Source organism: Luteimonas sp. e5 (genome assembly GCF_054031035.1).
On sequence record NZ_JBSTRX010000004.1, the window covers coordinates 41569 to 57752 of the forward strand.

General features: G+C 68.0%; 12 protein-coding genes and 2 pseudogenes. 11 read left to right on the forward strand and 3 right to left on the reverse strand.

The features are described from left to right. Positions 1 to 80 precede the first annotated feature (80 nt). The 5 genes and pseudogenes from pilG to ACW11F_RS11835 form a co-directional block, all read left to right on the forward strand. Positions 81 to 476, forward strand: a complete 396-nt coding sequence (pilG, locus tag ACW11F_RS11815) for a twitching motility response regulator PilG (protein ID WP_456997144.1) — start codon at positions 81 to 83, stop codon at positions 474 to 476. A 13-nt stretch (positions 477 to 489) separates the two neighbouring features. Further along, the gene (locus ACW11F_RS11820) at positions 490 to 861 is read left to right on the forward strand and encodes a response regulator (RefSeq protein ID WP_456997145.1); all 372 of its coding nucleotides are present in this window, start codon (positions 490 to 492) and stop codon (positions 859 to 861) included. Beyond that, entirely contained in the window at positions 858 to 1397 is a 540-nt protein-coding gene (locus ACW11F_RS11825) for a chemotaxis protein CheW (RefSeq protein WP_456997146.1), read from the forward strand. Before ACW11F_RS11820 ends, ACW11F_RS11825 begins: the two co-directional genes overlap by 4 nt. Before the next feature lie 63 nt (positions 1398 to 1460). After that, positions 1461 to 3473 (forward strand): methyl-accepting chemotaxis protein, encoded by a 2013-nt coding sequence (locus ACW11F_RS11830; protein WP_456997147.1) that lies wholly within the window; start codon positions 1461 to 1463, stop codon positions 3471 to 3473. A 1648-nt stretch (positions 3474 to 5121) separates the two neighbouring features. Continuing rightward, positions 5122 to 6195, forward strand: a pseudogene (locus ACW11F_RS11835) (Hpt domain-containing protein); the annotation flags it as partial. Positions 6196 to 6274: 79 nt separating this feature from the next. Here the strand turns inward: ACW11F_RS11835 and ACW11F_RS11840 are convergent. Next, a complete protein-coding gene (locus tag ACW11F_RS11840) occupies positions 6275 to 6904 on the reverse strand; it encodes a pentapeptide repeat-containing protein (RefSeq protein WP_456997246.1) in 630 nt (209 codons plus the stop codon). Between the two features lie 194 nt (positions 6905 to 7098). On the opposite strand from ACW11F_RS11840, the pseudogene ACW11F_RS11845 reads away from it, so the two are divergent. The 3 genes and pseudogenes from ACW11F_RS11845 to ACW11F_RS11855 all read left to right on the forward strand — a co-directional run. Next, positions 7099 to 9375, forward strand: a pseudogene (locus tag ACW11F_RS11845) (hybrid sensor histidine kinase/response regulator); the annotation flags it as partial. Further along, a complete protein-coding gene (locus tag ACW11F_RS11850) occupies positions 9362 to 11293 on the forward strand; it encodes a chemotaxis protein CheB (protein WP_456997148.1) in 1932 nt (643 codons plus the stop codon). The pseudogene ACW11F_RS11845 and the gene ACW11F_RS11850, both read left to right, overlap by 14 nt. Next, on the forward strand, positions 11290 to 11763 hold the full coding sequence (locus ACW11F_RS11855) for a chemotaxis protein CheW (protein WP_456997149.1): 474 nt from the start codon (positions 11290 to 11292) through the stop codon (positions 11761 to 11763). Before ACW11F_RS11850 ends, ACW11F_RS11855 begins: the two co-directional genes overlap by 4 nt. Positions 11764 to 11782: 19 nt before the next feature. Here the strand turns inward: ACW11F_RS11855 and ACW11F_RS11860 are convergent, their stop codons facing one another. Together ACW11F_RS11860 and bioA are read right to left on the reverse strand one after the other, a co-directional pair. After that, positions 11783 to 12520: a 16S rRNA (uracil(1498)-N(3))-methyltransferase gene (locus ACW11F_RS11860; protein WP_456997150.1), complete on the reverse strand. Its 738-nt coding sequence runs from the start codon at positions 12518 to 12520 to the stop codon at positions 11783 to 11785. Continuing rightward, positions 12511 to 13926 (reverse strand): adenosylmethionine--8-amino-7-oxononanoate transaminase, encoded by a 1416-nt coding sequence (gene bioA, locus ACW11F_RS11865; RefSeq protein WP_456997247.1) that lies wholly within the window; start codon positions 13924 to 13926, stop codon positions 12511 to 12513. The genes ACW11F_RS11860 and bioA overlap by 10 nt, the downstream gene beginning before the upstream one ends. A 35-nt stretch (positions 13927 to 13961) precedes the next feature. On the opposite strand from bioA, the gene nudE reads away from it, so the two are divergent. Genes nudE through mazG form a run of 3 tightly spaced genes read left to right on the forward strand, consistent with a single transcriptional unit; the run spans position 13962 to position 16144 of the window. Further along, a complete protein-coding gene (gene nudE / locus ACW11F_RS11870; protein ID WP_456997151.1) occupies positions 13962 to 14510 on the forward strand; it encodes an ADP compounds hydrolase NudE in 549 nt (182 codons plus the stop codon). Next, positions 14507 to 15298 (forward strand): 3'(2'),5'-bisphosphate nucleotidase CysQ, encoded by a 792-nt coding sequence (gene cysQ, locus ACW11F_RS11875; protein WP_456997152.1) that lies wholly within the window; start codon positions 14507 to 14509, stop codon positions 15296 to 15298. The genes nudE and cysQ overlap by 4 nt, the downstream gene beginning before the upstream one ends. 21 nt (positions 15299 to 15319) lie before the next feature. Then, positions 15320 to 16144, forward strand: coding sequence for a nucleoside triphosphate pyrophosphohydrolase (gene mazG / locus ACW11F_RS11880; RefSeq protein ID WP_456997153.1), 825 nt, complete (start codon positions 15320 to 15322; stop codon positions 16142 to 16144). The last annotated feature ends 40 nt before the right edge of the window (positions 16145 to 16184 follow it).

Genomic DNA, 16184 nt, shown 5'->3' on the forward strand with positions numbered 1-16184 from the left:
TGACATGCCGGTGTGGGGATGAAAGATTGCCCCGTCAGGAAGCGCCGCCCAGGGGCGGCCTCAGCAGGGGTCAAGTCTTGATGCAAGAGGGAAATGCCGCGGGCGACAACGCGCTCAAGGTCATGGTCATCGACGACTCGAAGACCATTCGCCGCACCGCCGAAACGCTGCTCAAGCGCGAGGGCTACGACGTGGTCACCGCCAATGACGGCTTCGAGGCGTTGGCCAAGATCGCCGACCAGCATCCGCACATCATCTTCGTGGACATCATGATGCCGCGCCTGGACGGCTACCAGACCTGTGCCCTGATCAAGAGCAACCAGGTGTTCAAGTCCACGCCGGTGATCATGCTGTCCTCCAAGGACGGGCTGTTCGACAAGGCGCGTGGCCGCGTTGTCGGCTCCGAGCAATACCTGACCAAGCCGTTCACTCGCGAGGAACTGCTCGACGCAATCCGCACTTACGTCCCTGCCTGACCGGGGTGAAGGCATGGCCCACATACTCGTCATCGAAGATTCGCCCACCGAAGCCGCAGTGCTGGCTCAGCTGCTGGAGCGCAACGGGCATCGTGCAAGCCTTGCCGGCAGTGCCGAGGAAGGGCTTGCGGCTTGCCGCCGGGATCTGCCGGATCTGGTGCTGATGGACGTGGTGCTGCCGGGCATGAGCGGTTTCCAGGCCACCCGCGCACTGACCCGCGACCAGGCCACCCGACACATCCCGGTGGTGATCGTCAGTACCAAGAGCATGGAAGTCGACCGCGCCTGGGGCATGCGCCAGGGCGCGCGCGATTACGTGGTCAAGCCCCCGGTGGAAGCGGACCTGATTGCACGCATCCATGCCGCGCTGGGAGCAGCAGCATGAGTACCGGCCTGCCGCTGATGGACCTGCTGCGCGACTACCAGCGCCGCGCGCTGGCGCATGTCGCCGGCAGCCCGCTGGATGCCGGTGGCCGCAGCGGCTGGCGTGGGCTGGCCTGGCGGCTGGGGCGGCGCACACTGGTGTCCGAGCTCGACAGCGTGGTCGAGATCCTCGGGGTGCCGCCGCTGACAGCGGTTCCCGGTGCACAGCCCTGGTTGCTGGGGCTGGCCAACGTGCGCGGCAACCTGCTGCCGGTGGTCGACCTCAAACTGTTCCTCGAGGGCCAACGCAGCGTGCCGCAGGAGCGCCAACGCCTGCTCAGCATGCGCCAGCCCGGCGGCGATGTCGCATTCCTGATCGACGAATTGCTCGGCCAGCGAAGCTTCGACGAGCGCTCGCGGGTGGAGCCTGGTGACGACGCCATGGGGCGCTACCAGCACTTCATCGACCATGCCTACGAGGTACAGGGCGAGCGTTGGTCGGTGTTCGACCTCGACCGCCTGGGGCGAACACCGGAGTTCCGCAACGCCGCCGCCTGAATCATCCGCATACACATTTCCGGCAATGCGCCGAATCCCGCAAAAACACCGAGGTTCCAGACCATGAGCACAGCTTCCAACAAGGTCACCGACAAGCTCCGCGAAGCGCGCACAGGCCTGTGGCTGACGATCCTGACCATCGCCGTCCTGATCTTCGCGGTGAATACCGCGTTGTCGGTATGGCGGGCGACCCGGCTCGGCGGGGCCAGCACCGCAGTGGCCGACCTGCAGGTGTTGTCGCAGCAGCTGGCAAGCCAGGGTCAGGAAGCCGCCGGCGGCAGTGCCGATGCGCTCGCGGCTTTCCGCGAAACCAAGACACGCATCGACGGCAACATCGGCCGGGTCGATGCCGATTACGGCAAGGATGTGTCGGTGGCCGCGCCGATCGCGCAGATCAAGAAGACCTGGGCACCGCTGGCCGAGGAAGCGCAGCGCATCATCGAAGGCGAAGGCGTGGTCTCCTCGCTGGGCCAGCACGCCGACCGCTTTACCAGTGAAGTGCCGCGACTGCAGGCGCAACTGGATGAAATGGTGCGTGCGATGTCCACCTCCGGCTCGCCGGCCAGCCAGCAGTTCATCGCCATGCGCCAGGCCAACCTGGCCTCGCAGATGGCGCGTCGCATTGCCGAGATCCGCGCCGGCGGCGCCAGCGCGCCGATCGCCGCACAGGGCCTGAGTCAGGACACGACGGTGTTCGAGCAGGTGCTGGGCGACCTGGCCGAAGGCGGTGCCAGTGCGCAACGGGTGCCCGCCGCGGCGCAGGGTGCATTGGCCAGCGCCCGCGACTTGTGGGTCGAGATGAAGAAGGACCTGGAGGCGATCCAGCAAGGCTCGCAGCAGCTGTTCCAGGTGCAGGCCGCATCCAGCCGCATCACCAGCGGCGCGGATGAACTGCTGGCCGACTCGCGCAAGCTGTTCAGCGCCTTCACCGCCGCCGGCTCGCTGAGCGACACCAGCCTCATCGGCAACATCTGGATATCGATCATCTCCGGCCTGGTCGCGCTGGGCGCGATCATCGGCTTCGTGCTCAGCCAGTACCGCGCACAGAGTCTGCGTCGCACCCTCGCCGAGGAGCAGACCCACCGCAACCAGGAGGCGATCATGCGTCTGCTGGATGAAATGGTGACCCTGTCCGAGGGTGACCTCACGGTCAACGCCACGGTGACCGAGGACGTGACCGGCGCGATCGCCGACTCGATCAACTTCGCCATCGAGCAGTTGCGCAGCCTGGTCGGCACCATCAACGAAACTTCGGTGCAGGTGTCATCCTCGGCGATGGAAACCCAGGCCACCGCGATGCATCTGGCCGAGGCGGCCGAGCACCAGGCTGCCGAAATCGGTTCGGCGACCAACCGCATCAACGAAATTGCCGGCTCCATCCGCGACGTGTCCGCACACTCGGCACAGTCGGCGGAAGTGGCGCAGCGCTCGGTGGAAATCGCCACCAGCGGTGCCGACGTGGTCCGCCGCACCATCCAGGGCATGGACAACATCCGTGACCAGATCCAGGAAACCTCCAAGCGCATCAAGCGCCTGGGCGAGTCCTCGCAGGAAATCGGCGCGATCGTCGAACTCATCAACGACATTTCCGAGCAGACCAACATCCTCGCCTTGAACGCCTCGATCCAGGCGGCGTCGGCGGGCGAGGCCGGGCGCGGCTTTGCGGTGGTGGCGGACGAAGTGCAGCGCCTCGCCGAACGTGCCTCCAACGCCACCCGGCGAATCGAGGGCCTGGTGTCGACCATTCAGTCCGACACCAACGAGGCGGTCAGCTCGATGGAAGGCACCACCAGTGAAGTGGTGCAGGGTGCGCGTCTGGCCGAGGATGCGGGTACCGCACTGGGCGAGATCGAACGCGTGTCTAGCGACTTGGCCGCGTTGATCCGCAACATTTCCGAAGCCGCCGCACAGCAGTCCAATGCGGCTTCCGACATTTCCGAAACCATGGGCACGATCCAGGCGATCACCGCGCAGACCTCGCAGGGCGCCAGCCAGACCGCTGCCTCGATTGGTGATTTGACCAAGCTCGCCAGCGACTTGCGCCGTTCGGTGGCCGACTTCAAGTTGCCGGACTGAGGCGAGGGAACATCGAGCCAATGACCGCCGTCTGCACCACCGTCAGTCCGGAGCGCCGCCGATGAACGTGCTGCGCGAGGCCATCGACCACGCCACGCTGGGCTGGATCAAGCCCGAGCTCGACGCCACCCTGTCGCAGGTGCAGCAGGAGGTCGAAGCGTATGTCGAGGACGGCGCCGACGTGACCCGCATGCGCCTGGCGTCGATGCTGCTGCATCAGGTGCAGGGCAGCCTGCGCATGATCGAGCTGTATGCGCCGGCGATGGTGGCCGGCGAAATGCAGGCGCTGGCCGAAAGCCTTGCCAATGGCGATGTGGGCGATGCCGACGAAGCCTGCGCCGCGCTGATGCGCGGCTCGGTGCAGCTGCCTGATTACCTCGAACGTCTGCAGGGTGGTCACCGCGACATCCCGGTGGTGTTGATGCCGCTGCTCAACGATCTGCGCGCCTGCCACGGGCGCGCGGCGATCAGCGAGGCGGCGCTGTTCAATCCGCAACTCGACCAGGCGCTTCCCGGCTTGCCGGTGGCCGAGCATGCGCCAGCCTCCATGGCGGGGCTGCTGCAAGCACTGGGCGAGATCATGGCGGCCTGGAACTCCGGTGCCCCCCCCGACCTGGAGCGACTGCACCAATCCCTGCAGCAGCTTGCCCAAGCCGAAGCTTCGACCGATGCGCGGCGCCTGTTCTGGGTGGCGTCGGAGGTGGCGTCGGCATTGCGTGATGGCGCGATCGAGCCCAACCAGGCGCTGCGCGATGCCTTTGCCAGCGTCGAGCGCGAGGCACGGCGGCTGATCGATGCGCCGGCAGAGGCCGAAGGTCAGGTGCCGACCTCCAGCCTGCTCGAACCGACGCGGCAGTTGCTGTACCAGGTCGCCGGGCGCCACCGCCTGCATCCGGCACTGGCACGCTTGAACGACACCTTCGGCCTGGATCGCGAGATCGCGCCCAGTGCCGAGGAGCTGGCCCATGCACAAGCCAGCATCGGGGGACGCAATCGTGCCCTGCTCGACACCGTCTCCGCGGCGCTCAAGGAGGACGTGCTGCGGGTGAAGGATGCCCTTGACCTGCACCTGCGCACCGGCAATCCGGATCACGGCATGCTGCAGCCGCAGGTCGAGGCGCTGGGCCGGGTCGCCGACACCTTGGGCATGCTCGGACTTGGTGCCGCGCGCGATGCGGTGAGCCGGCAGCGCGATCACCTCGCCGTGCTCGCGGCGGGCAGGGAGGCCGTCAGCGAAAGCGCATTGCTCGACATCGCCGGCGCGCTGCTGTACGTCGATGCCTCGCTGGACGATCAGGTTGCGCGGCTTGGTGAAGCGGATCCATCCAGCGGCGACTTCGATGAAGACGGTCTGGGTGATGCCGAACGCCTGGCTCTGCTCGAAGCATTGACCCGTGAAGCGATCGGAAACTTCGCCGACGCGCGCCAGGCGTTCGTTGCGTTTGTCGAAACCGGCTGGGACCACGAGCAGCTGAACGCGGTGCCACGCCTGCTGCAGGAGGTGGGCGGCGCCCTGCGCATGCTGGAACTGGACAAGCCCGCCGAATATCTCATCGGCATCCGGCGCTATACCGAAGTGGAGTTGCTCGACAAGCGCCGCATTCCGGGCGGGCAGCAGCTCGACACGCTGGCCGATGCGCTCTCGAGCATGGAGTATTTCCTCGAGGCGCTGCGCGAGCAGCGTGGCGGCCGCGACGAGATCCTCGCCATTACCCGCCACAGTCTGGAAGCACTGCGCTACTGGCCGGTGCCTGCGGAGGAGACGGCCGAAGAGCCGGACTCCCTCGGCGAGGAGGTCGAGGCAGCGTACGAGGACTTCCTCGACGCCGCGGGCGTCCCCGGCAAGGCAGCGGACGATCGTGCGCCCGATGGCGCGGTGGAGGACACCCTGCCGGCAGCCGCCAGTGACGGGGTGGATGTGCTTTCGGTCCTGGAAGGCGGGTTCGACCGTGGCAACGACGAGATCGACGACGAGATCCGGAGCATCTTTCTCGAAGAGTTCGAGGAGGAAATCGGCAACCTCTCGCAGATGCTGTCGAGCTGGCAGCAGGCGCCGGACGACATCGAGCGCCTGCGTCCGATCCGGCGCGTATTCCACACGCTGAAAGGCAGTGGCCGGCTGGTGGGTGCCCGCGTCCTCGGCGAGTTCAGCTGGAAGGTCGAGAACATGCTCAATCGCGTGCTCGATGGCAGCCGCGCCGCGTCTCCCGCGGTGGTGGCGCTGGTCGGTCACGCGCATGCCGCCCTGCCGGCATTGCATGGGGCGCTGCTCGGTGCCCCGCTTGCCGGCATCGACATCGCGGCGATGGAAGACGTGGCCGATCGTCTGGCGAACGGGGAGGAGGCCTTCCTCGCGACGACTCCGGCCGTGGCGGATGCTCCGGCGCCGGCGCCGGAGCCGGAGGTGGAAGCGGCGCTGCCAGGCGACGGCGTCGATCGCATCGCGGTGGAGGTCGATGCGGTGCTGCTGGAGATCCTCGGCGCCGAGGTCGAGGGGCATCTGGCAACGCTGCAGGAGTGGCTGGACGCTTCACAGGCGGGCCATGCCACGCCGAACCATGCGGTGATGCGCGCGGTGCACACCATGAATGGCGCATTCGCGATGGCCGAAGTCCCGGCGATCACCGAGGCGACTGCGCCGGCGGAAGCCTGGCTCAAGCGCCTGAGCGCGGCGGGCACATCCGCAGATGAAGCGGGCCTTGCCGGAATGCACGAGCTCGTCAAGCAGGTGCGCCTGACGATTTCCGGTTTGCAAGGCACGCCTCAGAGCGTCCCCGTGCAGCATGCGCTGGCGGCACGTTTCATCGCCTTGCGTGACGCCTTGCCGCATGTGGTGATGCAGCCGGTCGAGGACGAAGCCGCACGTCTCGCAACCGAGCGTCTGGAAGCCGAACGTCTCGAAGCCGAACGTCTCGAAGCCGAACGCCTTGAAGCCGAGCGCCTCGAGGCCGAACGCCTCGAAGCCGAACGCCTCGAAGCCGAACGCCTCGAAGCCGAACGCCTCGAAGCCGAACGCCTCGAAGCCGAGCGTCTCGAAGCCGAACGTCTCGAAGCCGAACGTCTCGAAGCCGAACGTCTCGAAGCCGAGCGTCTTGAAGCCGAGCGTCTGGAAGCCGAGCGTCTCGAGGCCGAGCGTCTCGAGGCCGAACGTCTCGAAGCCGAACGTCTCGAAGCCGAACGCCTCGAAGCCGAACGTCTCGAAGCCGAACGCCTCGAAGCCGAACGCCTCGAAGCCGAACGTCTCGAAGCCGAGCGTCTCGAAGCCGAACGCCTCGAAGCCGAACGCCTCGAAGCCGGGCATCTCGATGTCGCGCAGCGCGAAGCCGACCTCCTGGCGGCCGAGCGCATCGCTTTCGAGCAACGCGAACTGGCGCAGTTCGAAGCCGCACGCCGCGAGGAGGCCGAGCGCATCGCAGAAGCCAACCGGGCACAGGCGCAGGCTCAAGCCGAGGCGCTGCGCCTGGCCGAGTTGCGGCGACGCGAGCATGAGGACCTGTTGCGTGCCGAAGCCGAACGCCTGGAAGCCCTGCGTCACCAGCGCGAACAGGAAAAGCCGATGCAGGCCGACGAGATCGGCCCGGCGAGTGCGCTGGACATCCCCGGTCTGGACCCGGACCTGCTGCAAATCTTCATCGAGGAAGGTCAGGATCTGCTAGACCACGCCGACGGCATGGCCGCGCGCCTGCGCGAGGATCACGGCGACCGCCCCGCCTTGGCGGCACTGCAGCGCGATCTGCACACGTTCAAGGGCGGTGCGCGCATGGCCGGCATCATGGCGATGGGCGATCTCGGGCATGCACTGGAAAGCCTGCTCGAAGGCGTTGCCGAGCATCGGATCGAACTTGCCGAAAGCGATGTGCCGCTGATCGAGTCCAGCCTCGATCGCCTGCACGCGATGCTTGGCCGGGTCGGCGAAGGCCGTGCGATCCATGCGGCCGATGCATTGATCACCACGCTGCAAACGCGTGCCCGTGGCGAAACGGTGGTGGAGAGTGCGCAGCCGGTGCTGCCGGCGGCGGCCGAGCCGCAACTGGATGCCTTGTCGGCACCGCTGACCGATCCGGTCACGACGTTCGAAGCCCAGGTGCGGGCACCGCAGGAGCTGGTACGGGTGCGCGCGGACCTGCTCGATCGTCTGGTCAACTACGCGGGCGAAGTGGCGATCTATCGTTCGCGTCTGGAGCAGCAGCTGGGTGCGTTCCGTGCTGCGATGACGGAAATGGAACAGACCAATACCCGACTGCGCGACCAGCTGCGCCGTCTGGACATCGAAACCGAGGCGCAGATCATCGCCCGCTACCAGCGCGAGCAGGACGCGGCTGATGCGACGTTCGATCCGCTGGAGCTGGACCGCTTCTCCACCCTGCAACAACTTTCGCGCGCGCTGGGCGAATCGGCCAACGACCTTGGCAGCCTGCAAGGCACGCTGGAGGATCTGACGCGGCAGTACGAAACCCTGCTGCTGCAGCAGTCACGGGTCAGCACCGATCTGCAGGAAGGGCTGATGCGCACGCGCATGGTACCGATCGAGCCGGCCCTGCCGCGCCTGCGCCGGGTGGTGCGACAGGCGTCGACGGATGCCGGCAGGGCGGCGCAGCTGGTGCTGGAGGGGGCACAAGGCGAGCTTGACCGTAACGTGCTCGAACACATGCTCGGACCGCTGGAGCATTTGCTGCGCAATGCGGTCGCGCACGGCATCGAACCGCCCGCAGAGCGGGCCATGGCAGGCAAATCCAATACCGGCCAGGTGTGCCTGAGCATGCGCCAGGAAGGCTCCGAGGTGGTGCTCGAAGTACGCGATGATGGTGCCGGCCTCGACCGGGATGCGATCCGCCGCCGTGCCATCGAGCGCGGCATCATCGCCGCCGATGACGAGCTCGACGATTTCCGACTCGACCAGTTGATTCTCGAGCCGGGTTTCAGCACCGCCGGCGAGTTGAGCCAGCTTTCCGGCCGCGGCGTGGGCCTTGACGTGGTGCAGAGCGAGGTGCGGCAGATTGGTGGTTCGCTGGAAATCGCCAGCGAGCCGGGCCAGGGCAGCCGCTTCACCCTGCGCCTGCCGCAAACCCTGTCGGTGACCCAGGCGGTGTTCGTGCGCATCGGCGAGAACGTGTATGCGGTGCCGGTGGCATCGGTGCGCGGCGTCTCCCGCGTTTCCCGCGAGCAGTATGCCCGTGAGGACGCGCGGCATGACTACGGCGGCGAGGAATACGCCATCCATGACCTTGGCCAGTTGCTCGGCCAGGCGCCGGCGAAGGCCGACGAGCAGTTGCAGATGCCGCTGCTGCTGGTGCGTGCCGGCGAATTGCGCGTCGCGGTCGGCGTCGACCAGGTTCTGGGCAGCCGCGAAGTGGTGGTCAAACCGATGGGGCCGCAGATCGCCTCGGTCCCCGGCATCTTCGGTGCCACCGTGATGGGTGATGGTCAGGTGCGCATCCTGCTGGACATCGCGCCGCTGGTGCGCCGCAGGCTGACGCAGCCGGTGGAGCCGGCGTCGCCGCCGATCGAGGTCGCGGCGCAGGTGCCGCTGGTGATGGTGGTGGATGACTCGATCACCATGCGCAAGGTCACCGGGCGCGTGCTGGGTCGTCAGGGTCTGGAAGTGGTGAGCGCAAAGGACGGCATCGACGCGCTGGAACAGATGGACGAGCGCCTGCCCGATCTGATGTTGCTCGACATCGAAATGCCGCGCATGGATGGTTACGAGCTGGCCGCGGAAATGAAGCGCCACGCACGCATGCGCCAGATCCCGATCATCATGATCACTTCGCGCAGCGGCGACAAGCATCGTCAGCGTGCCTTCGACCTCGGCGTGGATCGTTACCTCGGCAAGCCCTACCAGGAAGCCGAGCTGCTGCGCAATGTCAATGAGCTTCTGGGTTTGAGCCGTGGCCAGTCCTGATACCCGCACCGTGCTGCTGGCGCGCCCGGGTGCGGCGCGCGAGCGCATGCGCTCGGCACTCGTCGATGCGGGGGTGGTGCTCGCCGGCGAGTTCGACCCGTTGCAGGTGGAGCTTGCCGAGCTGGCCGGGCTGGGTGCCGGCAACCTGGTGATCGTGGTCGACCAGGAAGTTGACGATGCACTGGATCGGCTGGTCGATGTGCTCGAGGACCCGCGTTGGCGGATCCTGTTCGAGGAAGAAGCGCTGGTGATGGCGCGCGATGGCTGGGATGCGGCACGTTGGTCGCGACACCTGGGTGCCAAGCTGCTCGGCCATGGCGACGTGCTGCCTGCCGGCCATGAACAGGATTCGCCAGCGGCGGATGAGGTGCCGGGCGAGTCACCTGCCGATGCCGCGTCCGCCGCGCCGCCCGCTGCGCAGGTCACGGCCGATCCGGGCGTCGCGGTGGCAGCGGACGTGACCGATGAGGCGGAGGACGCGGACGAAGCCCTGCCACCTGGCAAGGTACGCCTGCGTTTCGAGGCGGCACCCTGGGATGGTCGATTGCATTGGCAAACGCCGGAGCCGGCGCAGCCCGGCACCGATGCATTGCCGCCTGCACGGGATGCGACGGCCTCCGATCCGGATCTCGCAGCCGCGGACACGGATACGGCGCGCGATGAAGCCGATGCATGGGACGCGCCGCCGGAGATCGATCCGGGCCCGGCATGGGGACTGCAGCCGGTGGCAGATCACGCACCCTCCACCATGTTGCCGGATGCCGCAGACGAGCGCCCGGCAGCCGGGGTCGAGGTCGGCGACTTCCCGGACGAGGAGGCATTGGCGGCATTGGCTGCGCTGCCGACCGATCCGGTCGGTGTGCATTCCGACGCCGAGGCGCTTTCGCAGCCGGAGGTTCCGGCTGCGGCGGAATCAGCGGCAACGGATCTGCCGGCGCAGCATGACCCGCCCCAGGATTGGAGGGTGTTCCAGGATTTCGATGCCATCGACGAGCTGGCATCTGCGAGTCCCGACTCGGTCCAGCGTCTGCCCGCTTTTTCCGTCGAGGCACCCACGCAATCGACGGGCACGGATGAGGACGACTATCTCGAGCACCTTGGCGACGAGTTCCAACGCTTCCAGTCACCTAGCAGCGGCGAGCCCTGGCATGAGCCCGTGGCCGATGGCGCTGATGAGGAAGATGAATCCGCTGCGGTGGTTGGCGGCGACGTGCCGCCGGCGGATGCCTTGCCGGCGGCCACCGATTGGCAACTCAGCGATGAGCCGCTGGCGAGTGTGGAGGCTGCACCTGCGGATGCAGCGCCGGCGTTGGCGGGATTGGAATCGCGTATCGCCGGCCTCAGTCTGCTGGACGAGGATGCGCCGCCCCCGCTGCACTCGGCGGTGGTGATCGCGGCCGGCATCGGCGGGCCGGATGCGCTGCGCCAATTGCTGCAGCGCCTGGATGAGGACTTCCAGCCGCCGCTGCTGATCCAGCAATGGCTGGATGGCGGCCATTACGACCGCCTGGTGCGGCAGATGGCACGCACCAGCTCGAGGCCCGTGGTGCTGGCCGAAGCCGGTCAGGTGCTGCAGGCAGGCCATGCCTACGTGCTGCCACCGGGCATCGGGGTCGGGCCTGCCGCCAACGGCGGGCTGGGCTTCATCGAAGTGGGTGGCAGCAGCTTCGCCGACGTGCTCGAGCCGTTGCAGGCGGCGCAGAGCGGAGCGATCGCACTCAGTGGTGCGGGCAGCGAGTTCGTCGAGCGCACGCAACGCTTCCGCCAGGCGGGTGGCCGGGTGCTGGCGCAGGCCGCCGACGGCTGCTACGACCACGCCGTGCCGGCACTGCTGATCGCGCGTGGCGCCGAGGCGCATGTACCCGGCGACCTCGCCACCCGGATTGCCGCGCTGTGGCGCGGCGAGGAGCAGGCATGAACGAAGCGCAATCCGATCTGCGCGGGGTGTTGATCCAGGTGACCGGTGGCCGCCTGTTGCTGCCCAACGCCTGCATCGCGGAAATTCTCTCGGTGGCCGACGCGGAGCCGATTGCCGGCGCGCCGGAATGGCTGCTCGGGCATGTGCATTGGCATGGCTGGAACGTGCCGTTGGTGGCCTATTCCACCCTGGCCGGCCTGGGTGCGCACGATGCCGCACAACGTGGCCAGCGGGTACTGGTATTGAAGACCCTGTCCGCCGACTTGACGATGCCGTACTTCGCCCTGCTGACACAGGGGTATCCGCGGCTGGTCAAGGTCAATGCCGCGGACATCGAGGACGACGGCGCGCCGGCCGGGGACGGTCATTGCGTCGCGGCCATGGCAAGGCTGCAGGGTGAGGAGGTGCTGGTGCCGGACCTCGATGCGCTGGAGCTGCGCCTGGTCGAAGTGCTCGCTGCCGCAGCCTGAAGCTGATTCGCGCGCGGCCTCAGCCGAGGTCGCCCAGACGCGCCTGGATCGCGGCCACCGCCGCCAGTCCCGCGGTTTCCGTGCGCAGGATGCGCGGCCCCAGGCGCAGAGGGATGAAACCCGCGCCATCGAGCATGGCGAGGTCGCGTTCCGACCATCCGCCTTCGGGGCCGACCGCCAGCAGCAGGCGGTGATCGGCGGGCGTGGACAGCGAAGCGATTCCGCCCTCGGCCACGGGCGAGAGCGTGCAACGCGTGGCCGGAAGCTGTGTGTCGGCCAGCGCGTGTGCCAACGGCTGCGGTGCCATCACCTGCGGGACGCGCGCGCGGCCACTCTGCCCGCAGGCCGAGGCCACCACGCCCTGCCAGTGCAGCAGGCGCTTGTCGGCGCGTGCGCCCTCCAGCTTCACCTCGCTTCGTTCGCTGTGCACCGGGATGAAGCGTTCGACACCCAGTTCGGTCGCCTTCTGCAGGATCAGATCCATCTTCTCGCCGCGGGCGATGCCCTGCAGCAGCTCGATGCGCAGCGGTGATTCGTTTGCCACCGGCGTGGCAGCCAGCAGCTCCACCCGTGCGCCGCGCTTGCCGATCTCTTGCAGGCGCGCGGCATAGTCATGGCCGTCGCCATTGAACAGCACGCACTCGTCGCCGCGACCCAGGCGCAACACGCGCACGAGGTGGCTGGCCGCCTGCTCCGGCAGTTCGAGCTGCGCGCCGACACGCAGTGGCGCATCGACGTGGATCCGGGTCAGGCGCATGCGGTGGCCTCGCTGATGACCGCGGCGGTGGTTTCCGCCAGCTGCGCGAGATCGGCTTCGTCCACGCAGTACGGCGGCATCCAGTACAGGATGTCGCCGAGCGGGCGCAGGATCACGCCGCGTTCGAGCGCGGCGCGGTAGGCGCGCAGGCCGATGCGCAGGTCGGGTGCGAACGGCGTTGCGCGCTCGCCGTCGCGGCTCAGTTCGAACGCGCACACCATGCCCAGCTGGCGAGTATCGGCGACATGCGCCAGGCCGGCGATGGCCTGCGCGTGTTGCCGCATCAGGCGCGCCGTGTGCCGGTTGCGCGCGATGACCTCGTCGTCGCGGAAGATGTCCAGCGAAGCCAGCGCCGCCGCGCAGGCCAGCGGGTTGCCGGTATAGCTGTGCGAATGCAGGAACGCCCGCTCGCGCGAGTCGTCGAGGAAGCCCTCGTACACCGCCTGCGTGGTGAGCACCGCGGCCAGCGGCAGGAAGCCGCCGGTCAGGCCCTTCGACAGGCACAGGAAATCCGGTTGCACCGCAGCCTGTTCGCAGGCGAACAGCGTGCCGGTGCGGCCGAAGCCGGTGGCGATCTCGTCGGCGATGAAAAAGGCCCCATGCGCATCGCACAACTCGCGCACCCGGCGCAGGTAGGCCGGGTGGTGCATGCGCATGCCGCCGGCGCATTGCAGCAGCGGCTCGACGATCACCGCACAGACCTCGCCGGCATGGCGCTCGAGCAATGCCGACAACGCATCCGCCGCGCGCAGGGCGCAGGCCTCGGCATCCTCGCCGGGGCGTGCCTGGTAGGCGTCCGGGCTCGGCGCGAACAGGCATTCGGCGAGCAGCGGCGCGTAGGTGCGCCGGTACAGCGGAATGTCGCCGACCGACAACGCGCCCAGGGTTTCGCCGTGGTAGCCGTTCTCCAGTGCCACGAAGCGGGTGCGGTGTGGCTGCCCGGCGTTGCGGAACCAGTGGAAGGCCATCTTCAGCGCCACTTCGACCCCGGCCGAGCCGTTGTCGGCGTAGAACACCTTGGCCAGCGGTGCGCGGCCATCCTCGTGCGGCGCGATCTGCAGCAGCCGTTCGGCCAGCTCGATCGCCGGCGCATGCGAAAAGCCGGCCAGGATCACCTGCTCCAGGCTGTGTGCCTGGCGCGCGATGGCCTCGGCGATGCGCGGTTCGGCGTGACCGTGGAGATTGGTCCACCAGCTCGACACCGCGTCCAGGTAGCGCTTCCCGTCCATGCCGGTCAGCCAGGCACCGCGGCCTTCGGCGATCGGGACCAGTGGCAGCGTGTGCGGATGCTCGCGCATTTGCGTGCACGGATGCCACAGCACGGCGAGGTCGCGCGCGCGCCAGGCATCGGCCGGGGCGCCATGCTCCTCGGCTAGAATTGGCGGGGCATGAAGATCGTCCTGCATATCGCCCATTATCGCGCCTTGCGCCGCATTCGCCGATGAGTCGCATCCCGCCCGTGATCCATGGCGTGCGCCGGCGCGACGAGGGCGACGGACGCATCGTCGAAGAGCTCGACCTGGAGTTCTCCAATGGCGAACGGCGCCGTTACCGGCGCCTGCTGGCGCAGGGCCCCGGTGCGGTGATCGTGGTGGCGATGCCCGATCCCGAACACGTGCTGCTGGTGCGCGAATACGCCGCCGGCTTCGAGCGTTACGAGCTGGGCCCGGTCAAGGGCGCGATCGATCCCGGGGAAAGCCCCGAAGTCGCCGCCAACCGCGAGCTGATGGAAGAGGCCGGTTTCGGCGCGCACGATATCCGCGTGCTGCGCAGCCTCGCACTTTCGCCTTCGTACATGACCCATACCGCGCATGTGGTGCTGGCGCGCGAACTTTATCCGCAGCGCCTGCCGGGGGACGAGCCCGAGGAAATGGAGCAGGTGCGCTGGCCATTGGCGCGACTGGGCGAACTGGTCGCGCGCGATGACATTTCCGATGGCCGCGCCATCGCCGCGCTGTTCATCGTGCGCGAATGGTTGCAGGCGCAGTGAGCCTGCCCGGGACCGTGCGCGAGGGCGTGATCGCGATCGCCAACGAAGCGGCGGCCGCCATCCTCGAGGTGTACCGGCAGGCGTTCGAGGTCGAGCACAAGGCCGATGATTCGCCGGTCACGGCGGCCGATTTCGCCGCCCACCGGGTGATCGCCCATGGCCTCGCCACGCTGACGCCATCGATCCCGCTGCTGTCGGAGGAATCCGCGCCGGAGGTGATCGCGCAGCGCCACGCATGGTCGCGTTACTGGCTGGTCGATCCACTCGACGGCACCCGCGATTTCGTCAAACGCAATGGCGAATTCAGCGTCAACATCGCGCTGATCGATGAAGGCCATGCCGTGTTCGGCCTGATCCAGCAGCCGGTCAGCGGTCTGTGCTGGCACGGCGCACCGGGCGAAGGCGCATGGCGCCGCGAAGCCGGGCGCGATGTGCCGATCCGCACCCGCGCCGCGCCGGAAACCGGCTTGGTGGTCGCGGCCAGCCGCTCGCACCGCAACCGCCGCACCGATGCGGTGATCGCCCGCCTGGCCGACGCCGAAATCGTCAGCCTCGGATCCTCGCTCAAGTTCTGCCGCCTTGCCGAAGGCCGGCTAGACCTGTACCCGCGCTTCGGCCCGACCAGCGAATGGGATACCGCCGCCGGCCAGGCCATCCTCGAGGCCGCCGGCGGCGTGCTGCAAGATGCGCGCGGGCGTCCGTTCCGCTACAACCAGCGCGAAAGCCTGTTGAACGGCGACTTCATCGCCGCTGGCGATCCCGCGCTGCTGCAACGCCTTGCCGACTGATTCCACGCCCGTACCTTGCCGATGCCCGTGACGCCGATCGACCGCCTGCTTGCCATCATGGCCGCGCTGCGTGACCCGCAGTCCGGTTGCCCCTGGGATCTGCAGCAGGATTTCGCCTCGATCGCGCCGTACACCATCGAGGAGGCCTACGAAGTGGCCGATGCCATCGATCGTGGCGACCTGGCCGACCTGCGCGAGGAGCTCGGCGATCTGCTGCTGCAGGTGGTGTTCCATGCGCGCATGGCCGAGGAGCAGGGCGCGTTCGACTTCGCCGACGTGTGCGAGGCGATCAGCGACAAGATGACACGGCGCCATCCGCATGTGTTCGCCGATGCGCGTGTCGAGGATGCCGACTCGCAGACGGCGGCCTGGGAGGTGCACAAGGAAGCCGAGCGCGCCGCGCGTGGCGAGTGCGATGATTCGGCGCTGGCCGGCATCGCGCGCGGCTTGCCGGAGTGGCAGCGTGCGCTGAAATTGCAATCGCGCGCGGCGCGCACGGGCTTTGATTGGCCCGACTGGAAGCCGGTGCTGGCCAAGCTGCGCGAGGAGCTGGACGAGCTGGAGGCCGAATTCGAGGCGCGCGATGCCGCTGCCGCGGACACCGACGCCAGTGCATTGGCCGAAGAGCTGGGTGACGTGCTGTTCGTCGCCGCCAACCTGGCGCGACACGGCGCGGTGGACCCGGGTGCGGCGTTGCGTGGCGCCAACCACAAGTTCGAGCGTCGCTTCCGTGCGATGGAGGCTTTGGCACGGGCCAGCGGCAAGGCGTTCGCGACCCTGGATCTGGAGGCGCAGGAAGCACTTTGGCAGGCCGCCAAGCGCGACGAGCAGGGCGACGCCGGCTAACACGCAAGCTCCGTGCGTGGTGTTTTCTTCACGCCGCTTG

Excerpts from the sequence above, each read along its gene's own strand:
- mazG (WP_456997153.1), top strand. The coding sequence starts at position 15,320 with ATGCCCGTGACGCCGATCGACCGCCTGCTTGCCATCATGGCCGCGCTG.
- pilG (WP_456997144.1), top strand. The coding sequence starts at position 81 with ATGCAAGAGGGAAATGCCGCGGGCGACAACGCGCTCAAGGTCATGGTC.
- ACW11F_RS11830 (WP_456997147.1), top strand. The coding sequence starts at position 1,461 with ATGAGCACAGCTTCCAACAAGGTCACCGACAAGCTCCGCGAAGCGCGC.
- bioA (WP_456997247.1), bottom strand. The coding sequence starts at position 13,926 with ATGCAGGACGATCTTCATGCCCCGCCAATTCTAGCCGAGGAGCATGGC.
- ACW11F_RS11860 (WP_456997150.1), bottom strand. The coding sequence starts at position 12,520 with ATGCGCCTGACCCGGATCCACGTCGATGCGCCACTGCGTGTCGGCGCG.
- ACW11F_RS11820 (WP_456997145.1), top strand. The coding sequence starts at position 490 with ATGGCCCACATACTCGTCATCGAAGATTCGCCCACCGAAGCCGCAGTG.
- nudE (WP_456997151.1), top strand. The coding sequence starts at position 13,962 with ATGAGTCGCATCCCGCCCGTGATCCATGGCGTGCGCCGGCGCGACGAG.
- ACW11F_RS11855 (WP_456997149.1), top strand. The coding sequence starts at position 11,290 with ATGAACGAAGCGCAATCCGATCTGCGCGGGGTGTTGATCCAGGTGACC.
- ACW11F_RS11825 (WP_456997146.1), top strand. The coding sequence starts at position 858 with ATGAGTACCGGCCTGCCGCTGATGGACCTGCTGCGCGACTACCAGCGC.